Here is a 21088-nt window from a genome sequence, read left to right as displayed (position 1 = left end):
GGCCTAGGCTGGGCGGTGAGCGAGAGGAACACGCATGCGAGCGGGTCCGGGTCAGGTACTGGCGGGGCGTTACCGGCTGACGGACCGTCCGGAGGCGCTGCGAGCGTTCGCCGTGGACGAGCGGACGGGAGCCACCGTCCTCCTGTGCGCCCTGGAGCTGCCCGCTCTGCTGACGAGCGGTCATGATCCGGACGAGCCCGTCCCCGAGCAGGGCGAGCGGCTGGTTCACCGGGTGGCCGAGGCGGGCTCGGCCGCACCCGTGCACCCCAGGCTGCTGCAGGGCGTCGGCGCGTTCGTCGAGGGTGAGCTGCTCTGGACGGTGGAGGAGCGGCCGGCCGGGGTGCTGCTGGCCGACCTGACCGCGGCCGGGCCGATCGCGCCGTACCGGGCGGCCGAGTTGGCGGCGGACCTGGCCGGCGCGCTGCGGGCGCTGCACGGCGCCGGGCTCACGCACGGGAATCTGACCGTCGAGTCGGTCCTGGTTTGCGAGGACGGCGCGGCACTGCTGGGCGGGCTGCTCCCCGGGGTGGCCGAGGAGGCGCTGGCCGAGGAGCTGGGCGGGCCCGGCGGGCGCCGCCGGTACGAGGTCCGGGCCACCCTTGTCGGTTCGGTGGCGGAGCGCTGGCCGCTGGACGGCGGCCCGGCCGGCGACTGCTGGGCGCTCGGCGTGCTGCTGCACCGGCTGGTGACGGGCCGTTCGCCGTACCCCGACCAGGGAGTGCCGGAGCTGGTGACGGCGGTGCGGGACGGTCGGCGGGAGCCGTCGACGGTGTGCGGCCCGCTGGCGCCGCTGGTCGAGCGGCTGCTGCAGCCCGATCCGGCGCTGCGGCCGGCGGCGGCGGCGATCCGGCGGGAGCTGGCGGACCTGCTCGCGGGCGCCCCGGAGCCGGCCGACGAGGAGCGCGCGGCGCGGGCGCTCACGCTGCGCTCGGAGGGCCCGCTGGTGCCGCTGAGCCCGCGTCGGCGCGGCCGCGGTGCCCCGCCCCCGGAGCCGGTGGCGGCGGGCGCCGGCCCGCTGCCGGGCCGGGCACCGCTGCTGCCGCCGGCCCTGCTGGGCCCGGTCCTGGTCGGCGGGGTGTTCCTGCTGCTTGTGCTCGGGGTGGCGGCCGTGGTGATGTTCGCAGGCTGACGGTGCCCGCCGGGCCGTTGCCGACTCTCCCGCGCACGGGGGAGGTTATCGGGGCCCGCGCGGTGCGCCTAGGGTGTGCGTGAGATCTGTTCGAAAAGTGGTCTGTACCGGGCCCTCCGTCGCGGTGACGGCAGGTGGAGGAGGGGGAGCGGTCGCCGATGGGCGTGCAGGACCGGCCGGAGGCGGCCGAGGGGGAGCGGCTGCTGGCCGGACGCTACGAGCTGGGCGACCGGCTCGGCCGGGGCGGCATGGGCACGGTCTGGCGCGCCTGGGACCGGATGCTGGACCGCGAGGTCGCGGTCAAGGAGCTGACCGTCAGCCACCTCCCCGAGGAGGAGCTGCAGATCCTGCACGCCCGGATGAAGCGCGAGGCCAGCGCGGCCGCCCGGATCAAGCACCCCGGGGTGATCACCGTCCATGACGTGCTGGAGCACGACGGCCGGCCGTGGATCGTGATGGAGCTGGTCGACGGCCGCTCGCTGGCCGATGTGATCAGCCAGGACGGCACCCTCCAGCCGCGCGCCGTCGCCGAGGTCGGCAGCCAGGTGCTGGCCGCGCTGCACCGCGGTCACCAGCTGGGCGTGCTGCACCGGGACGTGAAGCCGGCCAACGTCCTGCTGGAGCGCGGCACCGGGCGGGTGGTGCTGCTGGACTTCGGCATCGCGACGTACGAGGGCTCGGCCGAACTGACCCGGCCGGGCGACCTGGTGGGCTCACCGGACTACCTGGCGCCGGAGCGAGCCCAGGGCGAGCGGCCGGGCCCGGCCTCCGACCTGTGGGGTCTCGGGGCGACGATGTACGCGGCGGTGGAGGGCGAGTCGCCGTTCCGCCGGACCTCGCCGCTGACCACGCTGGCCGCGGTGGTCGGCGATCCGCTGCCGGAGCCGCGGCGGGCCGGGGCGCTGGGGCCGGTCCTGGCCGCGCTGATGGCCAAGGACCCGGCGGAGCGGCCGAGTGCGGACGAGGCGGCCCGGATGCTGGCCGAGGTGAAGGCCGGGCACACGATGGGCTTCAAGCCCGTCGCGCCGGTCAAGGCGCCGACCCAGTCGGTGCCGGTGGTCGACCGGACCGACGCGTCGTCAGGGCCGGCTCCGGCCGGGGAGTCCGAGGGGCCGACCGTGCCGCAGCCTCCGGCGCGGGCTGTCGGGGCCGTCGGGAGCGCGGGTGCGGGGCCGGTGGAACTCGACGGGGTGGTCGGCGACACGGCGCGGGGCTCCTCAGTCGCGCCCGGAGCGCACTCCGCCTCGCCCGCGCCCGGAGCGCACTCCGCCTCACTCGCGCCCGGAGCGCACTCTGTTTCGCCCGCGCGCGGCCCGGCCGCCCGCCGGGGAGTGCTGCGGATCGCCGCGATCGTGCTGGTCGTCGCCGTGGTGGCCGCCGGGGCGACCTTCCTGGCGACCCGGAACCACGGGACCCGGGTGCCGGGCCCCACCCCGACCGCCTCCGGGGAGCCACAGCCCACCGCCACCGCCGGGACCGGCCCGGCGCCCACCGGCTACCGCTGGGTGGACGATCCGGCAGGGTTCCGCTTCCCCCTGCCGGTGGCCACTCCGCCCTGGCAGCGCACCACCGACACCGCCAACCAGATCTTCTACAGTCCGGACAACAAGACGCACTACCTCCAGTTCGCCGTCACCGTCGGCCAGTCGGTCAAGCCGCTGGAGCATCTGCGACAGATGGAGACCACGGTCTCGAAGCTGAAGGACTACCGCCAGCACAAGCTGACGAGCGTCCTGGTGAACGGCCACGACGCGGCGGTCTGGGAGTTCAGCTACGCGGCCAAGGAGGGCGGCCGTCGGCGGGCGATAGAGGCGGAGTTCATCGACGCGGACGGGACCGGCTACGCCATCTACCTGTCCAGCCCCGACACGGACAAGGACTGGCCGGAGGGGGAGCAGCGGTTCAACGCCGTGCTCAAGGACTTCACCCCGACCCGCTGAGCCCGTCCGTCCGCCCGTCCGTCCGCCGCCCGCCCGCCGTCCGGAGGGCGGGGCCGACGGCCGCGGGCGCCACTCAGGCCCCGACAGTTTCTTGTTACCGCCGGGTACCGAACCGGCCGTCGAGCGCCTAGGCTGCGCCCCATGACGGACCTCACAGCAGATGCCACGGTCTCCGGGCAGCCCGGCGCCGGCGCCGCGGACCGCAACCCCGCCGCCCCCGGTGGCGGCCGCACCGTCGCCGCGGCCGTCCCGCCCTCCCTGGTCGCCCGCCTCGCCGCCGGGGTCACCGCGGCCGGCGAGCCGGACCTGGTGGAGACCGTCGCCCCGCTGACCGGTGAGCGGCTGGCCGGCCTGCCACGCTCGACCCCGGCCGACGTCGAGGTCGCCTACGAGCTGGCCCGGCGCGCCCAGCCGGCCTGGGCCGCGCTGCCGGTGCGCCGCCGCGCCGCCGTCCTGCTGCGCTTCCACGACCTGCTGCTCAAGCGCCAGGACGAGGTGCTGGACCTCATCCAGGCCGAGACCGGCAAGGCCCGGCTGCACGCCTTCGAGGAGGTGCTGGCCGTCGCGATGGCGGCCCGGCACTACGGGCGCGCCGCGCACGGCTACCTGCGCGACAAGCGGCACGGCGGGGCCCTGCCGCTGCTCACCCGGGCGGTCGAGGCCCGCCGCCCCAAGGGCGTGATCGGGCACATCTCGCCCTGGAACTACCCGCTGGAGCTGTCCGTCGGCGACGCGTTGCCGGCCTTCGTTGCCGGCAACGCGGTGGTCAACAAGCCGGACACGCAGACCGCGCTGACCGCGCTCTGGGCCCGCGAGCTGCTGGTCGAGGCCGGGCTGCCGGCCGACCTCTGGCAGATCGTGGTCGGCGACGGCCCGGTGGTCGGGCCGGCCGTGGTCGAGCACGCCGACTACGTCTCGTTCACCGGCTCGACCCGCACCGGCCGCGAGGTCGCCCAGCGCGCCGCCGCCCGGCTGGTCGGAGCCTCGCTCGAACTCGGCGGCAAGAACGCCATGCTGGTGCTCGCCGACGCCGACCTCGACCGGGCCGCGGAGGGGGCCGTCCGGGCCTGCTTCTCCTCCGCCGGCCAGCTCTGCATCTCGATCGAGCGGCTGCTGGTGCACCGCGCGGTGGCCGACGAGTTCCTGGCGAAGTTCGCCGAGCGGACCCGTGCGCTGCGCCTCGGCGGTGGCCTGGCCTACGGCGCGGACATGGGATCGCTGGTCTCCGTACGACAGTTGGACGCCACCACCCGGCACGTGGAGGAGGCGGTCAAGGCCGGCGCCACCGTGGTGGCCGGCGGCCGCGCCCGGCCGGACCTCGGCCCGTTCTTCCACGAGCCGACCATCCTGGACGGCGTCACCCCGGAGATGGCGGTCTGCACCGAAGAGACCTTCGGGCCGGTCGTCTCGGTGTACCGCTTCGATACCGAGGACGAGGCGGTGACCACCGCCAACTCCACGCCGTACGGCCTCAACTCCAGCGTCTGGACGAAGGACCTGCGGCGCGGCCGGGCGATCGCGGCCCGCCTGCGCACCGGCACGGTCAACGTCAACGAGGCCTACGCGGCGGCGTACGGGTCGGTCGGCTCGCCGATGGGTGGCATGGGCGAGTCGGGGCTCGGCCGGCGGCACGGCGCCGAGGGCATCCTGCGGTTCACCGAGGCGCAGACCATCGCCAGCCAGCGGGTGATGCCGCTCGCGCCCGCCTTCGGCCTGGACGACCGGCAGTTCGCCGCGGTGTTCACCGGCGGGCTGCGGGTGCTGAAGGCCCTGCGGTTCAAGTAGCCCGGTCCGTCCGTCGGGGCCGGCCGGCCCGGTCCTGACGTCCGTTCGTTTCGCGAAGGAGCAGTGGCACATGGTGGGGTCCCGCGACGAGGCGGACTTCGACTACGACGTGGTCGTGATCGGCTCGGGCTTCGGTGGTTCGGTCTCCGCGCTGCGGCTGACCGAGAAGGGGTACCGGGTCGCCGTCCTGGAGGCCGGGCGGCGCTTCGAGCGCGACGAACTGCCCAAGAACTCCTGGGACCTGGCCAAGTACCTGTGGGCGCCCAGGCTCGGCCTGTACGGCATCCAGCGGATCCACCTGCTGGCCAATGTGATGATCCTGGCCGGCGCCGGGGTCGGTGGCGGCTCGCTGAACTACGCCAACACCCTGTACGTGCCGCCGAAGGCCTTCTTCGAGGACCGCCAGTGGCGCCACATCACCGACTGGCAGGAGGAGTTGGCGCCCTTCTACGACCAGGCGCAGCGGATGCTCGGGGTGCGGCTCAACCCGACCGTCACCCCGTCCGACGTCCATCTGCGCGCGGCGGCCGAGAAGATGGGCGTCGGGGACACCTTCCACCTGGCGCCGGTCGGGGTCTTCTTCGGCGACGGGAAGGACGCCGACCACACGGCCGGGGCGGCGCCCGGCGAGGAGGTCGCCGACCCGTACTTCGGCGGCGCCGGCCCGGCGCGGCGGGCCTGCGTGGAGTGCGGCGAGTGCATGACCGGGTGCCGGCACGGCGCGAAGAACATGCTCACCGAGAACTACCTCTACCTGGCCGAGCGCGGCGGCGCCGAGATCCACCCGCTCACCACGGTGGCCCGGATCCGCGAGCACGGGGAGGGCTTCGCGGTGGACGTCCGCCGGACCGACGCCCGCTCCACGACCGATCCGGTGAAGGCGGGGGCGCGGACGATCACCGCCGCCCGGGTGGTGGTCGCGGCCGGCACCTACGGCACCCAGTCGCTGCTGCACCGGATGCGCGACGGCGGTCACCTGCCGCGGATCTCCGGCCGGCTCGGCGAGCTGACCCGGACGAACTCCGAGGCGCTGGTCGGCGCGCAGACCACCGACCGGCGCTACGGCAGCCGGGCGGACTTCACCAAGGGCGTCGCGATCACCTCCTCGATCCACCCGGACGAGAACACCCACATCGAGCCGGTGCGCTACGGCAAGGGCTCCAATGCCATGGGCGCGCTGTCGATCATGCAGGTCAAGGGTGGCGGCAAGGGGCCCCGCTGGCTGCGCTACCTGGGGACGGCGGCCCGGCACCCGGTGACCTTCGCCCGGTCGATGAACCAGCACCGCTGGTCGGAGAAGACCATCATCGGCCTGGTGATGCAGTCGCTGGACAACTCGATCACCGTCTCGCTGAAGACCAAGGGCCTCGGCAAGGGCCAGTTGACCTCCACCCAGGGCCACGGCGCGCCCAACCCGAGCTGGATCCCGGCGGCCGAGCAGGGCGCCCAGGCGCTGGCGGAGGAGATCAACGGCTTCGCGGGCGGTACCGTCGGCGAGATCTTCGACATCCCGATGACCGCCCACTTCCTCGGCGGCTGCCCGATCGGCGACTCCGCGGAGACCGGCGTGGTCGACCCGTACCACCGGCTCTACGGCCACCCCGGGATCAGCGTGGTGGACGGTTCGGCGGTCTCCGCGAACCTCGGGGTGAACCCCTCGCTGACGATCACCGCGCAGGCCGAGCGGGCCATGTCGATGTGGCCCAACAAGGGCGAGGCGGACGGCCGCCCGGCCCCGGGCGAGGCGTACCGGCGGGTCGAGGCGGTGGCGCCGGTGCGCCCGGCGGTGCCGGCGGAGGCGTTCGGCGCGCTGCGGCTGCCACTTCTGGCCGTGCCGAAGGTGCCCAAGAAGCTTGGTGGAACGGCCTCCTGACGCACTGCCCGGTGCCGCGCGACTCCTGGCCGGGGCCGGTTGACAGCCGTCCGGGCACGGTGGGATAAACGGGCTCCCTGGGGGGACCAGGGAGAACCGTTCACGGGGGGATCGCGGTCCATGGCCATCTGCGCATCATGCGGCGCGGCTTCGGGGGAAGGGGCGCTCGCCTGCGCCTCCTGCGGGCGGCCGCTCACGCCGCCGCCGCCCCCGCCGCCGCCCGCTCTGCCCTCGGCGCCGCCCGCCGGGGCCACCTATCAGCCGCCCGCTCCGCCCGTCGTGCCGGTGACGCCCCCGCCCCCACCCGTCCCGGCACCCCCGGCGGTGGGCGGCTGGGGGGCCGGCCGGCCCTACGACCCGGCCGCCGCCCGCCCGGCCGTCCTGCGCGGGCTCACCGGCGAGGACTGGTGGCCGGCGTTCAGGGTGCTGATCGCGCCGACCGCGGTGCTGTTCCTGGCGGCGCTGATCGCGGCGATCCCGGACGACTACACCTTCTTCTACCTCTTCAAGGCGCCGTCCTTCGGCAAGCGGTTCGGCGGCGCGCTGGCGCTGGCCCTGGCCGCCCTCGGTGCCCCGTTCGAGCTGGGCTTCTCCGGCGGGGGCCGCTACTCGGACGGCGGCGGGGAGGTGCTCGTGCGGGCGGTGCCGATGACGGTCACCGCGCTCTGGCTGTTCGCGCTCTGGCTCGGTCTGCGGGCCGGCGCGCGCCGCCGGCAGGTTCGTACCGGTGAGCAGCCGACCAGGCGGCAGGCGGCCGGTGAGGCGCTGCGCACCGCGGTGGCCGCGGCGGCGGTGACCCTGCTGATCGGCCTCGTCTGCGGGACCACCTGGCGGCCCGGGTCCCCGCACGGCGGGGTCGGGTTCGGCGAGGACGACTACTCCGACCGGTTCGGCGGGGTGACGTACTCGGCTGACGCCGGCTGGCTCCAGGCCGTCGGCTGGACGGCGCTGCTCGCCGGACTGCTGGCGTTCACCGTGCACGGCACGGACGCGCTGCGCTGGGCGGCCTGGCGCAACCGCGCGGTGCGCGGCTGGGCGGTGGCCGCGCTGGCTGCGGGCCGTGCGCTGGCGATGACGGTCGGCCTCGCCGCGCTGGTCGGCTTCGTGCTGATCTCCGCCCAGGGCGAGGACGGGCAGGCCGGCGCCTCGCTGGCCGTCCTGCCCAACGTCGGCCTGCTGCTGCTCGGCCTGGGTTCGGGGGCGACGCTCAGCTGGACCAGTGGCGAGAGCGGCCCCTCCTCCGACTCGGACCGGGTGTCCGGCGCGTCCGGCGGCGACGAGTTCTCCCTCTTCGACCTGCACCACGAGAGCGCCGACTGGCGGTGGACCGGTCTGCTCGCGCTGGCTGCGGTGGCCTTCCTGGGGTGGACGGCGTACCGGCGCCGGCTGGACGCGGCCGACCGGATCCGGCTGGCGGTGGTGTACGCGGCCGGGCTCAGCCTGCTGATGGCGATCGCCGGCGCGGTGCTCTCGACGAGCTCGACCACGTCGTACTTCGGTCGCCAGCGGGAGCTCGATCACGAGTACGCGGTCGGCCTGGTCCTCGCCACGCTGCTGGCGGCCAACGTGATCTGGGCGGCCGTCGGTGCGCTGGCGGTGCCGCCGCTGCTGGCGGCCGCGATCGGCGGCCGGCAGGTCGGCCCGCCCGGGGCGGCGGCGCCGCAGGACGTGCCGTACCAGCGGGCGCCTTCCCCGGGCCGCGTGCCGCAGGAGGGCGGGGCCGCGCCGGAGTCCTCGGTGCCGTCGGGGGTGAGCGAGGTGATCGGCTCGCACGAGGAGCCGCCGGCGCACCCGGCCGGCGGGGTGCCCGCCGCGCGGCCGCCGGGCGAGGTCGGCCCGGTCGACCCGAGCGTCTGGCGCAAGCAGCAGTAGCGGGTGAGGGGGCGCGGACTTCGGTCCGCGCCCCCTCACCCGGTTGGCGGCCGGCCGGCCGGCTCCGACCGGCCCCGGACAGGGCAAAGGGCCCCGCGGGGGAACGGGGCCCTTTGTCGCTCAGCACGCGGCGTCAGGGCTGCGCCGGTGCTGGGGTGACGGCGCCGGGGGAGGAGCGCCGTCGCGTCGAATGGCTTCTGGGTGGCGCCGTCGCGGCGCCGGCGTGAGTGGGCCGGTCGCGCGTGGCGCGTCCACACGCGGCGGGGCGGGCCCGCGCGCATGCCTGCGCCGAGCTTTCGCTCACGGAGCGTGAGGTGACAATCGTTGCCATCACGGGTCTCGGCGGCAACGGGGCGGCACTCCGCAGTCGGCCTTCGGCCGCCGGGAGAACCTCTTCCAAGCAGCATCGTGCTGGACGAAGGGCTTGCTCTGCAACCGATTCGGCATGATTCGGCACAGTCCATTTTCGGCCCGGCCGGTGCGTGGCGGTCCGTCCGGACGGGCCCGGCGGCCGCCGACGAGTCAGGCGGCGGGCGCTATCGATGATCACCGTGCGTAGTGGTGGCGCCGGAGCGCACAGGGACGCGCGTAGCGGAGCGGGACGGTGAAGGGTGTGCGCCCGGGGTGCGCAGGGGTGCGGCGGCCGGCACCCGGGCGTCCCCGGGGCCGGCCGCCCCACCTCCTTGGGTCCAGTCGCGGCCGGGGTCGCTGTCCCCTGCTGGCCGGCCGCTGCACCCGCGCACGGTCCCACGGCGCACCGCTCCCGGCGGGGCCGGGACCGCGGCGGCGCCACGCGCGCCGGTGGACTGGGATGAGCTCCACGCGTGGTCCTGCAAGCCCGCACGGCGGCGCCCCTGCCGGGGCGGAGGCGGCGCACCTGGCAGGCGCGGCGCGGTCGTGCGGTCGTGAGATCCAACGAAGCGGCCGCCCGGCCGGTCACGGCCTCTTGGAGGTGCAGACGAGTGAAACCGGCCAGCCCGGTAGACTCGTTTCCAGACCCCCTCCCGTCGCCCGCCGCCGCCCTCCGGGGGGCGTGTTCCGCGACACCTCTAGATACCGCTGCCGGAAGGCCGTCCGTGTCCTCTGCTATTCCCGACCAGTCCGTGCCTGAGACCGACACCGTTCTGGTGGTCGACTTCGGCGCCCAGTACGCCCAGCTCATCGCCCGTCGGGTGCGTGAGGCCCGGGTCTACAGCGAGATCGTGCCGAGCAGCATGCCGGTCGCCGAGATGCTCGCCAAGAACCCGAAGGCGATCATCCTCTCCGGCGGCCCCTCGTCGGTCTACGAGCAGGGCGCGCCGCAGCTCGACCGCGCGATCTTCGAGGCCGGCGTGCCGGTCTTCGGCATGTGCTACGGCTTCCAGCTGATGGCCAAGACCCTCGGCGGCACCGTCGACAACAGCGGCGCCCGCGAGTACGGCCGCACCCCGCTGGTCGTCTCCCGCACCGGCTCGACCCTGTTCGAGGGCGTCCCGGCGCAGCACTCGGTCTGGATGTCGCACGGGGACGCCTGCTCCGCCGCGCCCGAGGGCTTCACCGTCACCGCCTCCACCGACGTGGTGCCGGTCGCGGCCTTCGAGAACGACGAGGCCCGCCTCTACGGCGTGCAGTACCACCCCGAGGTGCTGCACTCCGACCACGGTCAGCAGATCCTGGAGCACTTCCTCTACCGCGGCGCCGGCATCGCGCCGACCTGGACCACCGGCAACGTGGTCGACGAGCAGGTCGCGCTGATCCGCGCCCAGGTCGGCGACAAGCGCGCCATCTGCGGCCTCTCCGGCGGCGTGGACTCCGCGGTCGCGGCGGCCCTGGTCAACAAGGCCATCGGCACCAAGCTGACCTGCGTCTACGTCGACCACGGCCTGATGCGCAAGGGCGAGACCGAGCAGGTCGAGAAGGACTTCGTCGCGGCCACCGGCGTGCAGCTGAAGGTCGTCGACGCGCAGGAGCGCTTCCTGAACGCGCTGAAGGGCGTCAGCGACCCGGAGGAGAAGCGCAAGATCATCGGCCGGGAGTTCATCCGGGTCTTCGAGCAGGCGCAGGCCGAGATCGTGGCCGAGGCCGGCGAGCACGGCGAGTCCGTGGACTTCCTGGTCCAGGGCACCCTGTACCCGGACGTGGTGGAGTCCGGCGGCGGCACCGGCACCGCCAACATCAAGTCCCACCACAACGTCGGCGGTCTGCCCGAGGACCTGCAGTTCCAGCTGGTCGAGCCGCTGCGCAAGCTGTTCAAGGACGAGGTCCGGATGGTCGGCCAGGAGCTCGGCCTGCCGGAGGAGATCGTCCAGCGCCAGCCGTTCCCGGGCCCGGGTCTGGGCATCCGGATCGTCGGCGAGGTCACCAAGGAGCGTCTCGACCTGCTCCGCGAGGCCGACGCGATCGCCCGCGAGGAGCTGACCGCGGCCGGTCTGGACCGGGAGATCTGGCAGTGCCCGGTGGTGCTGCTCGCGGACGTCCGCAGCGTCGGTGTCCAGGGCGACGGCCGGACGTACGGCCACCCGATCGTGCTGCGCCCGGTCTCCTCCGAGGACGCCATGACGGCCGACTGGTCGCGCCTGCCGTACGACGTGCTGGCGAAGATCTCCACCCGGATCACCAACGAGGTCCCCGACGTGAACCGCGTGGTGCTGGACTGCACCAGCAAGCCGCCGGGCACCATCGAGTGGGAGTAGGCACTCCCCGCCGGCGTTGAACCGGCATTGAACGGCCGCGCCGTCGTTCCCGTACACAAGGGAGCGGCGGCGCGGCCGTTCGCGGTGGACGACCGGGGCACCGGGCGCCCACCGGGTGGGATCTCCCACCGAAAGCGTTCACGAGCGTGCAGAATGCGGACCGGACCCGTCAGGTGATGGCGGGCCGTGAAGGAAGGTGTGAGGGATGTCGGAGGCCAGCAGCTCCGTGGCGACCAGCGACTCCACGGCAGACGGCGACTCCACGGCGACCGGAGCGGCGGCGAGCGGCGGCTGGGCCGAGCGGGCGGCCCAGCTCAAGGCGGCCGCCTCCCGGTACGCGCTGCTGCCGCTGCGGATCTTCCTGGGCGTCACCTTCGTCTACGCGGCGCTGGACAAGCTCGCCGACACGCACTACCTGGCCGGCGCGGGCGACCCGGCGTCCTTCGTCTCGCAGACCCGGGCGGCCGAGGGCTCCAGCCCGATCTCGTTCCTGCTCGGCGCCACGCTCCACGCGCCTACCCTGTTCGCGCTCGCCATCGCCTTCGGTGAGCTGGCGGTCGGCCTCGGCACCCTGCTCGGCCTCTGGGGCCGGGTCGCGGCCGTCGGCGGCGCGCTGATCAACCTCAGCCTCTGGCTGACCGTCAGCTGGAACGTCTCGCCGTACTACCTCGGCAACGACCTCGTCTACCTGATGGCGTGGACCCCGCTGGTGCTGGCCGGCACCCCGTACCTCTCGCTGGACGGCTACCTGGCCCGGCGGGCCGCCCGGGACCGTGAGCGCGGGCTGCGCGAGCAGCACGCTCGTCGGCGGGCGCTGGTGGACGGCGGGATCGCGGCCGTCGCGATCGGTGGCGCCGGGCTGCTCACCGGCTCGCTGACCGCCACCTTCGGGCGGGACAAGAAGGCCGTCGGGCCGTCGGCCGCGCCGGCGCCCGCCGGGCCGGCCGTCTCGGTGGACGCCGCGAGCGTCCCGGTCGGCGGCTCGGCCCAGGTCAAGGACCCGGCCACCGGCGACGCGGTCTACATCGTCCAGCCCAAGGCCGGCCAGTACTGCGCCTTCTCCTCGGCCTGCACGCACTCCGGCTGCGCGGTCGACGCGCCGAAGAACGGCCAGCTGTACTGCCCGTGCCACGGCTCCCGGTTCGACGCGGCCACCGGCGCGGTGGTCAACGGTCCGGCCACCAAGCCGCTGCCCAGGTACGGCGTCACCAAGGACGGCGACAAGCTGAACCTCGGCCCGCTGCAGAGCTGAACGGGACGGCCGGGAACGCCCGGCCGTCAGGGCGCCTCCTGGTCCCGCGGGTCCCGGCGGTCGCGCCGCACCGCAGCCGCGACCGCGCCCGCCAGCCCGCCGACGCCGAGCACGATGAAGGTCACCGGGATGACGATCCGGCCGTTCACGGAGATGTCGTTCAGCGCCGCCACCAGGTAGAGCACCGCGATCACGGTGAACAGCCCGCCCGCGATCAGCGAGAACAGATCGAGCTGGTGCTTCCTCACGACTGGACCACCTTGATGTCGCCGAGCCCGACCATCAGCCTGAGGTCGAGCGTGCCCTTGGATGCCTGACCGTTCACGGGGTGCAGCTCGAAGCTGCGGGAGCTGTTGCCGCTGACCTCGTCCGCCCCGGGCACCTTGACGTTGCCCAGCCCGACCCTGGTCTCCAGGTTCACCGTCACGTCCGGCGGCACCAGGACGGTCAGCTGCCCGGCACCGACTTCGACGGTGCTCCGCAGGGTGCCGCCGGCCGGGTCGAGCCCGGTGAGGTCGAGCTTGGCGTCGCCGAGTCCGAGGGTGTACCGGTCCTCCAGGTCGCTCGCCGCGACGACGGTCCAGTCGCGGTCGCCGAGCGCGTTCCGGACGGAGAACGACGAGCCGCCCGAGAACGCCAGCACCAGGGTGAGCAGCAGGCCCGGCACGACCAGCTTGCGGGCCCGGCCGTACCTGGCGGCGACCAGCAGGGTCAGCCCGACCACCAGCAGCGCGGTGGCCAGCACCGTACCGGTCACCACCTTGGCGTCGCCGTGAGCGGAGGCCGACCAGACCGCGCTGGCCGCGCCGACCGCCAGGAGCAGCCCGACCAGGCCGAGCGGCGAGCGCTCGTGCCGGTGGCGCACCACCACCGGCCGCGGCGGCGGGCCCGCCGGGCCGCCCTTGCGCAGCGGGTCGCCCTCGGGCAGGTCGGTGCGCTGCCACCACGGCTGCGCCGGCCCGCCGGGCGGCGGGCCGGCGGTTGCGCCGTACGGGTTGCGCTCGGGGTGGCGGGGGTCCCACAGGTAGCCGCTCGGGCCGGCGTGCGGGGTGTCGGTCGGCACCGTGCCGGCCGCCCGTTCCCGGGCGTGCCGCTCGCGGGCCCGCCCGTTCTCGTCCGTGCCCGGCCAGGAGTGGTCGACGGCCGACGGCTCCGACTCGGGGAACCACCGGTCGTACGGGCCGGGCCGCCGCTCCCGGCCGCGCCGGCGCCCCCGCAGGCGGCCGTGGCGCCGCTCCGGGTCGTAGCGGACCGCCAGGAAGACCAGGGCCGCGAGCAGCAGCAGCGGGAACAGCGTGTCCCCGTCGCCCATCGAGGCGAAGAAGACACCGGTGCCGATCACGGTCAGCAGCACCGCGCCGATCGACTGGCCGTCCACCCGGCCGGTGAGCACCCGCTGGAGCTCGGTGCGGCCCGCCCTGCTGCCGCCCCGGCCGTCGGGGACCGACTCGGTCGGGACGATCAGCCAGGCCAGCCCGTACAGGAACAGACCGAGGCCGCCGGAGAGGCAGAGCACGACCGTCACCACCCGGAAGACCACCGGGTCGATGTCCAGGTGCCGGCCCAGGCCGCCGCAGACACCGGCCACCACGCGGTGGTGCTCGGTGCGGTTCAGCGGCGGCCGGTCCGGTGCCGGCGGGGCGCTCGGCCCGGTCTCCTGGATGCGGTGGTCTTCGGTCATGCCCACCATCCTGGTGGCTTCCGTGGCCCCGCCCAACCGGTGGAAGCCCTGTCCGGACCCTGACTTGTCCCTGAGACGGATGGGGGCTCCACCCTGATGCGCCCGGGCCCGCGCGCGTGGAACCATCGGTGCCGTGGCAGCACCCGGTACCGATCCCCGACCCCTCGCCCCCGACACCGCGACGGCGGCGAGCGCCGACCCGGCCGCGCCCGGCGGCGAGCGCCCGCCGTACCGGCGGCTCTACCGGAGCCCGCAGGGCCGGATGCTCGGCGGCGTCGCGCACGGGCTCGCGGTGCACCTCGGGCTGCCGGTCGCCTGGGTCCGGGTCGCCTTCGTGCTGCTCTTCTTCGCGCAGGGGATCGGCGCGCTGCTGTACGCGGCGTTCTGGTTCGTGGTGCCGATCGGCATCGGCGAGCCCGCGCAGCGCGGCGGTGCGCACTGGGTCTACGTCAACGGCGCCTTCGTGCCGTCCGGCTCCTGGCAGGCCTCCGGTGCCTCCGGGGCGGAGCTGAGCAAGGGCCGGCGCGGCTGGATCGGCCGGCTGCGCGAACTGCTCCAGCATGCCCTGCAGGGCGAGCCCGCCACGGCTGCGGCCGAACCGGGCGGGGAGAGCACTCCGGCCCGGTCGGCCTCCGGGAGGCGCCAGGGCGGACTGGGCCAGCTCGCCGCGCTGGTCATGATGGTGATCGGTCTGATCGCCCTGCTCAGCGTGCTCGGCGTGCAGACCGCCCGGCCCTACACCTGGCCGCTGCTGGCGATCGGCGTCGGTGTCGCGCTGGTCTGGCGGCAGGCCGACGATTCCCGCTGGCAGCGCTGGTTCGGCCTGGAGGAGGGCGAGAAGCGGCGCGGCGCCTACACCCGGGTCGGCGGCGGCGTGCTGCTGGTGGTGGCCGGCACCATCGCCTTCCTCGCCATGCAGGGCAGCGGCTCCACGCTCGGCTCGGTGGTCGAGGCCTCGCTGGCGGTGCTGGCCGGCGTCCTGGTGCTGGTGGGCCCGTACGCGCTGCGGATGTGGCAGGACCTGGGCGCCGAGCGGACCGCCCGCATCCGCGCCCAGGAGCGGGCCGAGATCGCGGCGCACGTCCACGACTCGGTGCTGCACACCCTGACCCTGATCCAGCGCCGGGCCGAGGACCCGAAGGAGGTGCTGCGGCTCGCCCGGGCCCAGGAGCGCGAGCTGCGGCTCTGGCTCTACCGCCCGGAGGCGGTCGCCGAGGACGCGCCGGACACCATGGCGGAGAGCCTGCGCGCGGTGGTCGCCGAGGTCGAGGACCGGCACGGCGTCCCGGTCGAGCTGGTCGTGGTCGGCGACTGCCCGATGGACGAGCGGATCGCCGCGCAGATGCAGGCCGCGAGGGAGGCGACGGTCAACGCGGCCAAGTACGGTGGCGGGGGACCGGTCCAGGTCTACGCCGAGGTGGAGGGAGAGACGGTGTCGGTGTTCGTACGCGACCACGGCCCCGGCTTCGATCCCGACTCGGTGCCCGAGGACCGGATGGGTGTCCGCGAGTCGATCATCGGCCGGATGAAGCGCCACGGCGGCACCGCACGGGTGCGGCCCGCGCCGGACGGCGGCACCGAGGTCGAGCTGGAGATGGAGAGAACGAATGACTGACGCAGCGCCGACGGGGGGGACCCCGGCCGAGGGCGGGGGAAGGGTCGCGCGGGTCGTGCTGGTCGACGACCACCGGATGTTCCGCACGGGGGTGCGCGCCGAGATCGGGCGCACCGAGGTCACCGGCATCGACGTGGTCGGTGAGGCCGACGACGTGGAGTCGGCGGTCCGCGTGGTCGCCGAGACCAGGCCCGACGTGGTGCTGCTCGACGTCCACCTGCCGGGCGGCGGCGGGGTCGAGGTGCTGCGCCGCTCGGCCGGGCTGATGGGCGAGCAGGTGAAGTTCCTGGCGCTGTCCGTCTCCGACGCCGCCGAGGACGTCATCGGGGTGATCCGCGGTGGTGCCCGCGGGTACGTCACCAAGACGATCACCGGCACCGACCTGGTCAACGCGGTCTTCCGGATCGCCGACGGCGACGCGGTGTTCTCGCCGCGGCTGGCCGGCTTCGTGCTGGACGCCTTCGCCGCCACGGACACCCCGCCGGTGGACGAGGACCTCGACCGGCTGACCCAGCGCGAGCGCGAGGTGCTGCGGCTGATCGCGCGCGGCTACGCGTACAAGGAGATCGCGAAGCAGCTGTTCATCTCGGTGAAGACGGTGGAGAGCCACGTCTCGGCGGTGCTGCGCAAGCTCCAGCTGAGCAACCGGCACGAGCTGACCCGGTGGGCCACGGCCCGCCGCCTGGTCTGACCGCCCCCGACGCCTCCCGCCCGGCCCGGATTCCTTCCGGCCGGGCGGGCTTGTCAGTGCGGGGCCATAGACTCGTAGGGCCATGAGTAGCCTCTTTGACGACCTCCCGCTCCCCGGTTTCGAGGCCCCCGCCGCCGGGTCGAAGCAGCAGCCCGCCGCCGCCCCGACGGCCCAGGAGCCGCCGCCGTTCGAGGACGACGTCCCGTACGACGCCTACGAGGAGGCGATCCCGGAGGGGCTCTTCCACACCGACCACGCGGCCCAGGCCGAGCGGGACGCCTTCTACCGCAACGGTGCCGCCCGCCCGGTGGTGGACCCGGCCCAGCTGCTGGAGGGGATGAACGACCCGCAGCGCGAGGCCGTGCTGCACGCCGGCTCGCCGCTGCTCATCGTGGCCGGCGCCGGCTCCGGCAAGACGCGCGTGCTGACCCACCGGATCGCCCACCTGCTCGGCGCCCGCGGGGTGCAGCCGGGCGAGATCCTGGCGATCACCTTCACCAACAAGGCGGCCGGCGAGATGCGCGAGCGCGTCGAGCAGCTGGTCGGGCCCAGGGCCCGCGCGATGTGGGTCTCCACCTTCCACAGCGCCTGTGTGCGGATCCTGCGCCGGGAGAGCAAGCTGCTCGGCTTCACGTCGTCGTTCTCGATCTACGACTCGGCCGACTCGCAGCGCCTGATGTCCCTGGTCTGCCGGGACCTCGACCTGGACCCGAAGCAGTTCCCGCCGAAGTCCTTCACGGCCAAGGTCAGCAACCTCAAGAACGAGCTGATCGACGAGGAGACGTACGCCGACCAGGCGGCGAACCCGATGGAGAAGAAGCTGGCCGAGGCCTACTTCCTCTACCAGCGGCGGCTGCGCGAGGCCAACGCGCTCGACTTCGACGACATCATCATGACGACGGTGAACCTGCTCCAGGCGTTCCCCGACGTCGCGGAGCACTACCGGCGGCGGTTCCGGCACATCCTGGTCGACGAGTACCAGGACACCAACCACGCCCAGTACATGCTGGTGCGGGAACTCAGCGGGGGCTCCGCCACGGCTGCGCCGAAGCGCACCGTCGACGGCGACTTCGTGGACCCGGCGACCGGGCGCCTCGCCGAGGTGCCGCCGGCCGAGCTGTGCGTGGTCGGCGACGCGGACCAGTCGATCTACGCCTTCCGCGGCGCGACGATCCGCAACATCCTCCAGTTCGAGGAGGACTACCCGAACGCGACCACCATCCTGCTGGAGCAGAACTACCGCTCCACGCAGACCATCCTGAGCGCCGCCAACGCCGTCATCGAGCGGAACACCAGCCGCCGCGAGAAGAAGCTCTGGACGGCCGGCGACCACGGCGAGAAGGTCGTCGGCTACGTCGCGGACGACGAGCACGGCGAGGCCCAGTTCATCGCCGACGAGATCGACCGGCTCACCGACGCCGGCGACGCCAAGCCCGGCGACGTCGCGATCTTCTACCGGACCAACGCCCAGTCGCGCGTGTTCGAGGAGGTGTTCATCCGGGTCGGCCTGCCGTACAAGGTGGTCGGCGGGGTGCGCTTCTACGAGCGCAAGGAGGTCCGGGACGTCCTGGCGTACCTGCGGGTGCTCTCCAACCCGGAGGACACCGTGCCGCTGCGCCGGATCCTCAACGTGCCCAAGCGCGGGATCGGCGAACGGGCCGAGGCGATGATCGACGCGCTCGCCGGGCGCGAGCGGATCTCCTTCGCGCAGGCGCTGCAGCGGGTCGACGAGGCGTACGGGATGGCCGCCCGTTCGGCGAACGCGGTGAAGAAGTTCAACGCGCTGATGGCCGGGCTGCGGCAGGTAGTCGAGTCCGGTGCCGGCCCGGCCGCGGTGCTGGAGGCGGTGCTGGAGGAGACGGGGTACCTCGCCGAGCTGCAGTCCTCGACGGACCCGCAGGACGAGACGCGGGTGGAGAACCTCCAGGAGCTCGCCTCCGTCGCCCTGGAGTACGAGCAGGACCCGGGCGAGCGGCCCGACGCGGGCGAGGACGGCGCGCCGCCGGTCGGCTCGCTGCCCGACTTCCTGGAGCGGGTCGCGCTCGTCGCGGACTCCGACCAGATCCCGGACGACGACGAGGAGGGCCGGGGCGTCATCACGATGATGACCCTGCACACCGCCAAGGGGCTGGAGTTCCCGGTGGTCTTCCTGACCGGCATGGAGGACGGCATCTTCCCGCACATGCGGGCGCTCAACCAGGTCAAGGAGCTGGAGGAGGAGCGGCGGCTCGCGTACGTCGGGCTCACCCGGGCGCGCGAGCGGCTCTACCTGACGCGCTCGGTGCTGCGCAGCGCCTGGGGGCAGCCCTCGTACAACCCGGCCTCGCGGTTCCTGGAGGAGATCCCGGACACGCTGGTCGAGTGGAAGCGGACGGGGGCGTCGACGGTGCCCGCCTCGCGCGGGTACTCCTCCGGGTCGTCCTGGGGCGGGAAGTCCGCCGGTTCGGGCGGCTCCTCCCGGGGCGCCTCGCGCGGCGCGGCGGCGGCGGCCTCGCCGAAGGCGGGCTGGGGGCAGTCGGCGCGGCGCGCCGGGGCCGCGGTCGAGCGCGAGGTCGTGGCCCTGGCGGTGGGGGACCGCGTCACCCACGACACCTTCGGCCTGGGCACCGTGGTGGCCACCGCCGGGGTCGGGGAGAAGGCGCAGGCCACGGTGGACTTCGGGACGGAGGGGCGCAAGCAGCTGCTGCTGCGGTACGCGCCGGTGGAGAAGCTGTAGAGCTTCGGGAGGCCGGGCCCCCGGCCCGCTCCGGCCCGGGTGGCGCCGCCATCCGGGCCCGGGGTCGGCGTGGCCGGGGCCGTGGCCGGGCGGCGGCGTGGCCGGGGCCGGGGTCAGGCGGCGGCGTGGCCGGGGTCAGCGCGGGTCGACGCCCTGGGCGAGGAACCACGGCAGCGGGTCGACGGGTGCGCCGCCACCGGCCGGGCGGATCTCGAAGTGCAGGTGCGGGCCGGTGCTGTTGCCGCTGCTGCCGACGAAGGCGATGACGTCGCCCGCCTTCACGGTGCCCTTGCGGATCTTGTACGACCGCAGATGGCAGTACCAGGCCTCGGTGCCGTCGGCCATCTTCAGAATCGACATGTAGCCGTACGACGGGTTCCACTGCGTGCGGATCGTGCCGTCGCTGACCGCCATGACCTGGGTGCCGCCGTCGACGGGGAAGTCGATGCCGGTGTGACGGGCGGCCCAGTGCGTACCGGACGCGCCGAACATCTCGCCGAGCCCCCGTTGGGCGACCGGGAGGGAGACCTTCGGGAGCGCGGGAGCGGGGGCCGGGCCGTCCTCGGCCACGGGCGGGCCGCCGGCCGTGCCGACGGGCTGGGTGCCGGAGAACGGCGTGCGGGCGTCGCCGCGGGAGGCCTGGTCGGCCTCGCCCGCGGCGAGGGCCTGCTGGGCGGCGGCCCTGGCGGGCGCGGTGCCCGGGGCCTCGGCGGCCTGCTCGGGAGCCCGGCCGGCCGCCTGTGCGCGCTGCTGGTCCGCCTCGCCCTGGACGGTCACGGCGGCTGCCCCGGCCACGCCGAGGGCGGCCACCGAGGGCAGGGCGACGCGCAGCAGCGCCGTCCGGGTGGCCGCCTTGGCGGCGCCGCGGCGCTGTGCGCGCACCTGCTCGCGGGCGGCCACCCGCAGTTCCGCACGGGTCGGGCGGGCGGCTGCGTCGGGAGCCATCGGGGGCTGCCTCCTCGGTGGGCCTCTGGCACGTCGTCGGGCGAGGGGAAAGGCGAGGGGAAGGATGAGGGGAAGGGCGGGCGGAAAGACGAGGGGAAAACAGCCGAGACTGTAGCCGCAACGCCGACATCCGGACAAAAGTCCGGATGTCAAGAGGGGAGTTGGCGCGCTGCGGGCGGATCCGGCAGGTGTACCGACCGGTAGCAAGAGGGGGAGCTGTGATTTTTCCCTCCTCTTGAGGGGCGGCACGGTCAGCCCGGCCGGGTGACGCTAACCTCCCCTCAGGTTGGTTATTGCTGGTTAACCGCGCCCGTGCCCGACGAGGTCCGTGGGGTGGTGGACGACGAAGTCCAGGAGGCAGTGATGGGTGTGTCAGGCCCGATCCGTGTGGTGGTCGCCAAGCCCGGGCTCGACGGTCACGACCGCGGCGCCAAGGTCATCGCGCGCGCCTTGCGTGACGCCGGGATGGAGGTCATCTACACCGGCCTGCACCAGACGCCCGAGCAGATCGTCGACACCGCGATCCAGGAGGACGCGGACGGCATCGGGATGTCGGTCCTCTCCGGGGCGCACATGACGCTCTGCGCGCGGGTGCTCGAGCTGCTGAGGGAGCGCGAGGCGGAGGACATCAAGGTCTTCTGCGGCGGCATCATCCCGGAGGAGGACATCGTCGAGCTCAAGGCGATGGGCGTCGCGGACATCTTCACCCCGGGGACGCCGACCCGGGACGTGGTGGCCTGGGTCGAGGCGAACCTGCGGGCCGCGAGCTGAGCCCTCCGGCGGACGTCCTCCGCCGGGTGCGGCTTTCCTGAGCACGCGCGCTCGGGGCACGCGCCTTCCGGGCACGTGCGTCCTGGCGTGCGGTTCCCGGGTACGCGCCTTCGGGACACGCGCCGGCGGGTGCGGCTGCCAGGGTT

14 protein-coding genes and 1 pseudogene are annotated in these 21088 nt (G+C 74.3%); 12 read left to right on the top strand and 3 right to left on the bottom strand.

All coding sequences use genetic code 11. The features are described from left to right. The first annotated feature begins 34 nt into the window (after positions 1–34). The 8 genes and pseudogenes from AB0J08_RS12930 to AB0J08_RS12895 all read left to right on the top strand — a co-directional run bounded on the left by AB0J08_RS12930 (position 35) and on the right by AB0J08_RS12895 (position 12523). Positions 35–1129, top strand: a complete 1095-nt coding sequence (locus AB0J08_RS12930) for a protein kinase (RefSeq protein WP_360631535.1) — start codon at positions 35–37, stop codon at positions 1127–1129. A 158-nt stretch (positions 1130–1287) separates the two neighbouring features. Then, positions 1288–3069, top strand: a complete 1782-nt coding sequence (locus AB0J08_RS12925; protein ID WP_360631532.1) for a protein kinase — start codon at positions 1288–1290, stop codon at positions 3067–3069. Positions 3070–3210: 141 nt separating this feature from the next. Beyond that, positions 3211–4854 carry a succinic semialdehyde dehydrogenase gene (locus tag AB0J08_RS12920; protein ID WP_360631529.1) on the top strand — a complete coding sequence of 548 codons (1644 nt, stop codon included), beginning with the start codon at positions 3211–3213 and terminating at the stop codon, positions 4852–4854. A gap of 70 nt (positions 4855–4924) precedes the next feature. Then, on the top strand, positions 4925–6727 hold the full coding sequence (locus AB0J08_RS12915) for a GMC family oxidoreductase (RefSeq protein WP_360631526.1): 1803 nt from the start codon (positions 4925–4927) through the stop codon (positions 6725–6727). Positions 6728–7012: 285 nt separating this feature from the next. After that, positions 7013–8599: a hypothetical protein gene (locus AB0J08_RS12910; protein WP_360631522.1), complete on the top strand. Its 1587-nt coding sequence runs from the start codon at positions 7013–7015 to the stop codon at positions 8597–8599. 1076 nt (positions 8600–9675) lie between these two features. Beyond that, positions 9676–11271 (top strand): glutamine-hydrolyzing GMP synthase, encoded by a 1596-nt coding sequence (gene guaA / locus AB0J08_RS12905; protein ID WP_360631519.1) that lies wholly within the window; start codon positions 9676–9678, stop codon positions 11269–11271. Positions 11272–11611: 340 nt separating this feature from the next. Next, positions 11612–12031, top strand: a pseudogene (locus AB0J08_RS12900) (DoxX family membrane protein); the annotation flags it as partial. 57 nt (positions 12032–12088) lie between these two features. Beyond that, positions 12089–12523 carry a Rieske (2Fe-2S) protein gene (locus tag AB0J08_RS12895; protein ID WP_360631653.1) on the top strand — a complete coding sequence of 145 codons (435 nt, stop codon included), beginning with the start codon at positions 12089–12091 and terminating at the stop codon, positions 12521–12523. Between the two features lie 26 nt (positions 12524–12549). Here the strand turns inward: AB0J08_RS12895 and AB0J08_RS12890 are convergent, their stop codons facing one another. Both AB0J08_RS12890 and AB0J08_RS12885 read right to left on the bottom strand, forming a co-directional pair. Further along, positions 12550–12771, bottom strand: coding sequence for a hypothetical protein (locus AB0J08_RS12890; RefSeq protein WP_360631516.1), 222 nt, complete (start codon positions 12769–12771; stop codon positions 12550–12552). After that, the gene (locus tag AB0J08_RS12885; protein ID WP_360631513.1) at positions 12768–14204 is read right to left on the bottom strand and encodes a PspC domain-containing protein; all 1437 of its coding nucleotides are present in this window, start codon (positions 14202–14204) and stop codon (positions 12768–12770) included. The genes AB0J08_RS12890 and AB0J08_RS12885 overlap by 4 nt, the downstream gene beginning before the upstream one ends. 133 nt (positions 14205–14337) lie before the next feature. Between AB0J08_RS12885 and AB0J08_RS12880 the strand changes: the two genes are divergently transcribed. The 3 genes from AB0J08_RS12880 (at position 14338) to pcrA (ending at position 19226) form a co-directional block, all read left to right on the top strand. Next, positions 14338–15819: a PspC domain-containing protein gene (locus AB0J08_RS12880; RefSeq protein WP_360631510.1), complete on the top strand. Its 1482-nt coding sequence runs from the start codon at positions 14338–14340 to the stop codon at positions 15817–15819. Then, complete coding sequence (locus tag AB0J08_RS12875) at positions 15812–16510, top strand: response regulator transcription factor (RefSeq protein ID WP_329488057.1); 699 nt, start codon at positions 15812–15814, stop codon at positions 16508–16510. Before AB0J08_RS12880 ends, AB0J08_RS12875 begins: the two co-directional genes overlap by 8 nt. Positions 16511–16592: 82 nt before the next feature. After that, complete coding sequence (gene pcrA, locus AB0J08_RS12870) at positions 16593–19226, top strand: DNA helicase PcrA (protein ID WP_360631507.1); 2634 nt, start codon at positions 16593–16595, stop codon at positions 19224–19226. A gap of 135 nt (positions 19227–19361) precedes the next feature. On the opposite strand, the gene AB0J08_RS12865 is transcribed toward pcrA, so the two are convergent. Then, the gene (locus tag AB0J08_RS12865; RefSeq protein ID WP_360631504.1) at positions 19362–20171 is read right to left on the bottom strand and encodes a M23 family metallopeptidase; all 810 of its coding nucleotides are present in this window, start codon (positions 20169–20171) and stop codon (positions 19362–19364) included. A gap of 363 nt (positions 20172–20534) precedes the next feature. Here AB0J08_RS12865 and AB0J08_RS12860 point away from each other — a divergent pair, with 363 nt between their 5' ends. Continuing rightward, positions 20535–20942 (top strand): cobalamin B12-binding domain-containing protein, encoded by a 408-nt coding sequence (locus AB0J08_RS12860; RefSeq protein WP_360631502.1) that lies wholly within the window; start codon positions 20535–20537, stop codon positions 20940–20942. Positions 20943–21088: the final 146 nt, after the last annotated feature.

The sequence above is a fragment of the Kitasatospora sp. NPDC050463 genome, assembly GCF_040655255.1.
Classification (GTDB): Bacteria; Actinomycetota; Actinomycetes; order Streptomycetales; family Streptomycetaceae; genus Kitasatospora.
Note: the sequence above shows the minus strand (reverse complement) of the source record. Positions and strands in the feature narration are given on the sequence as shown.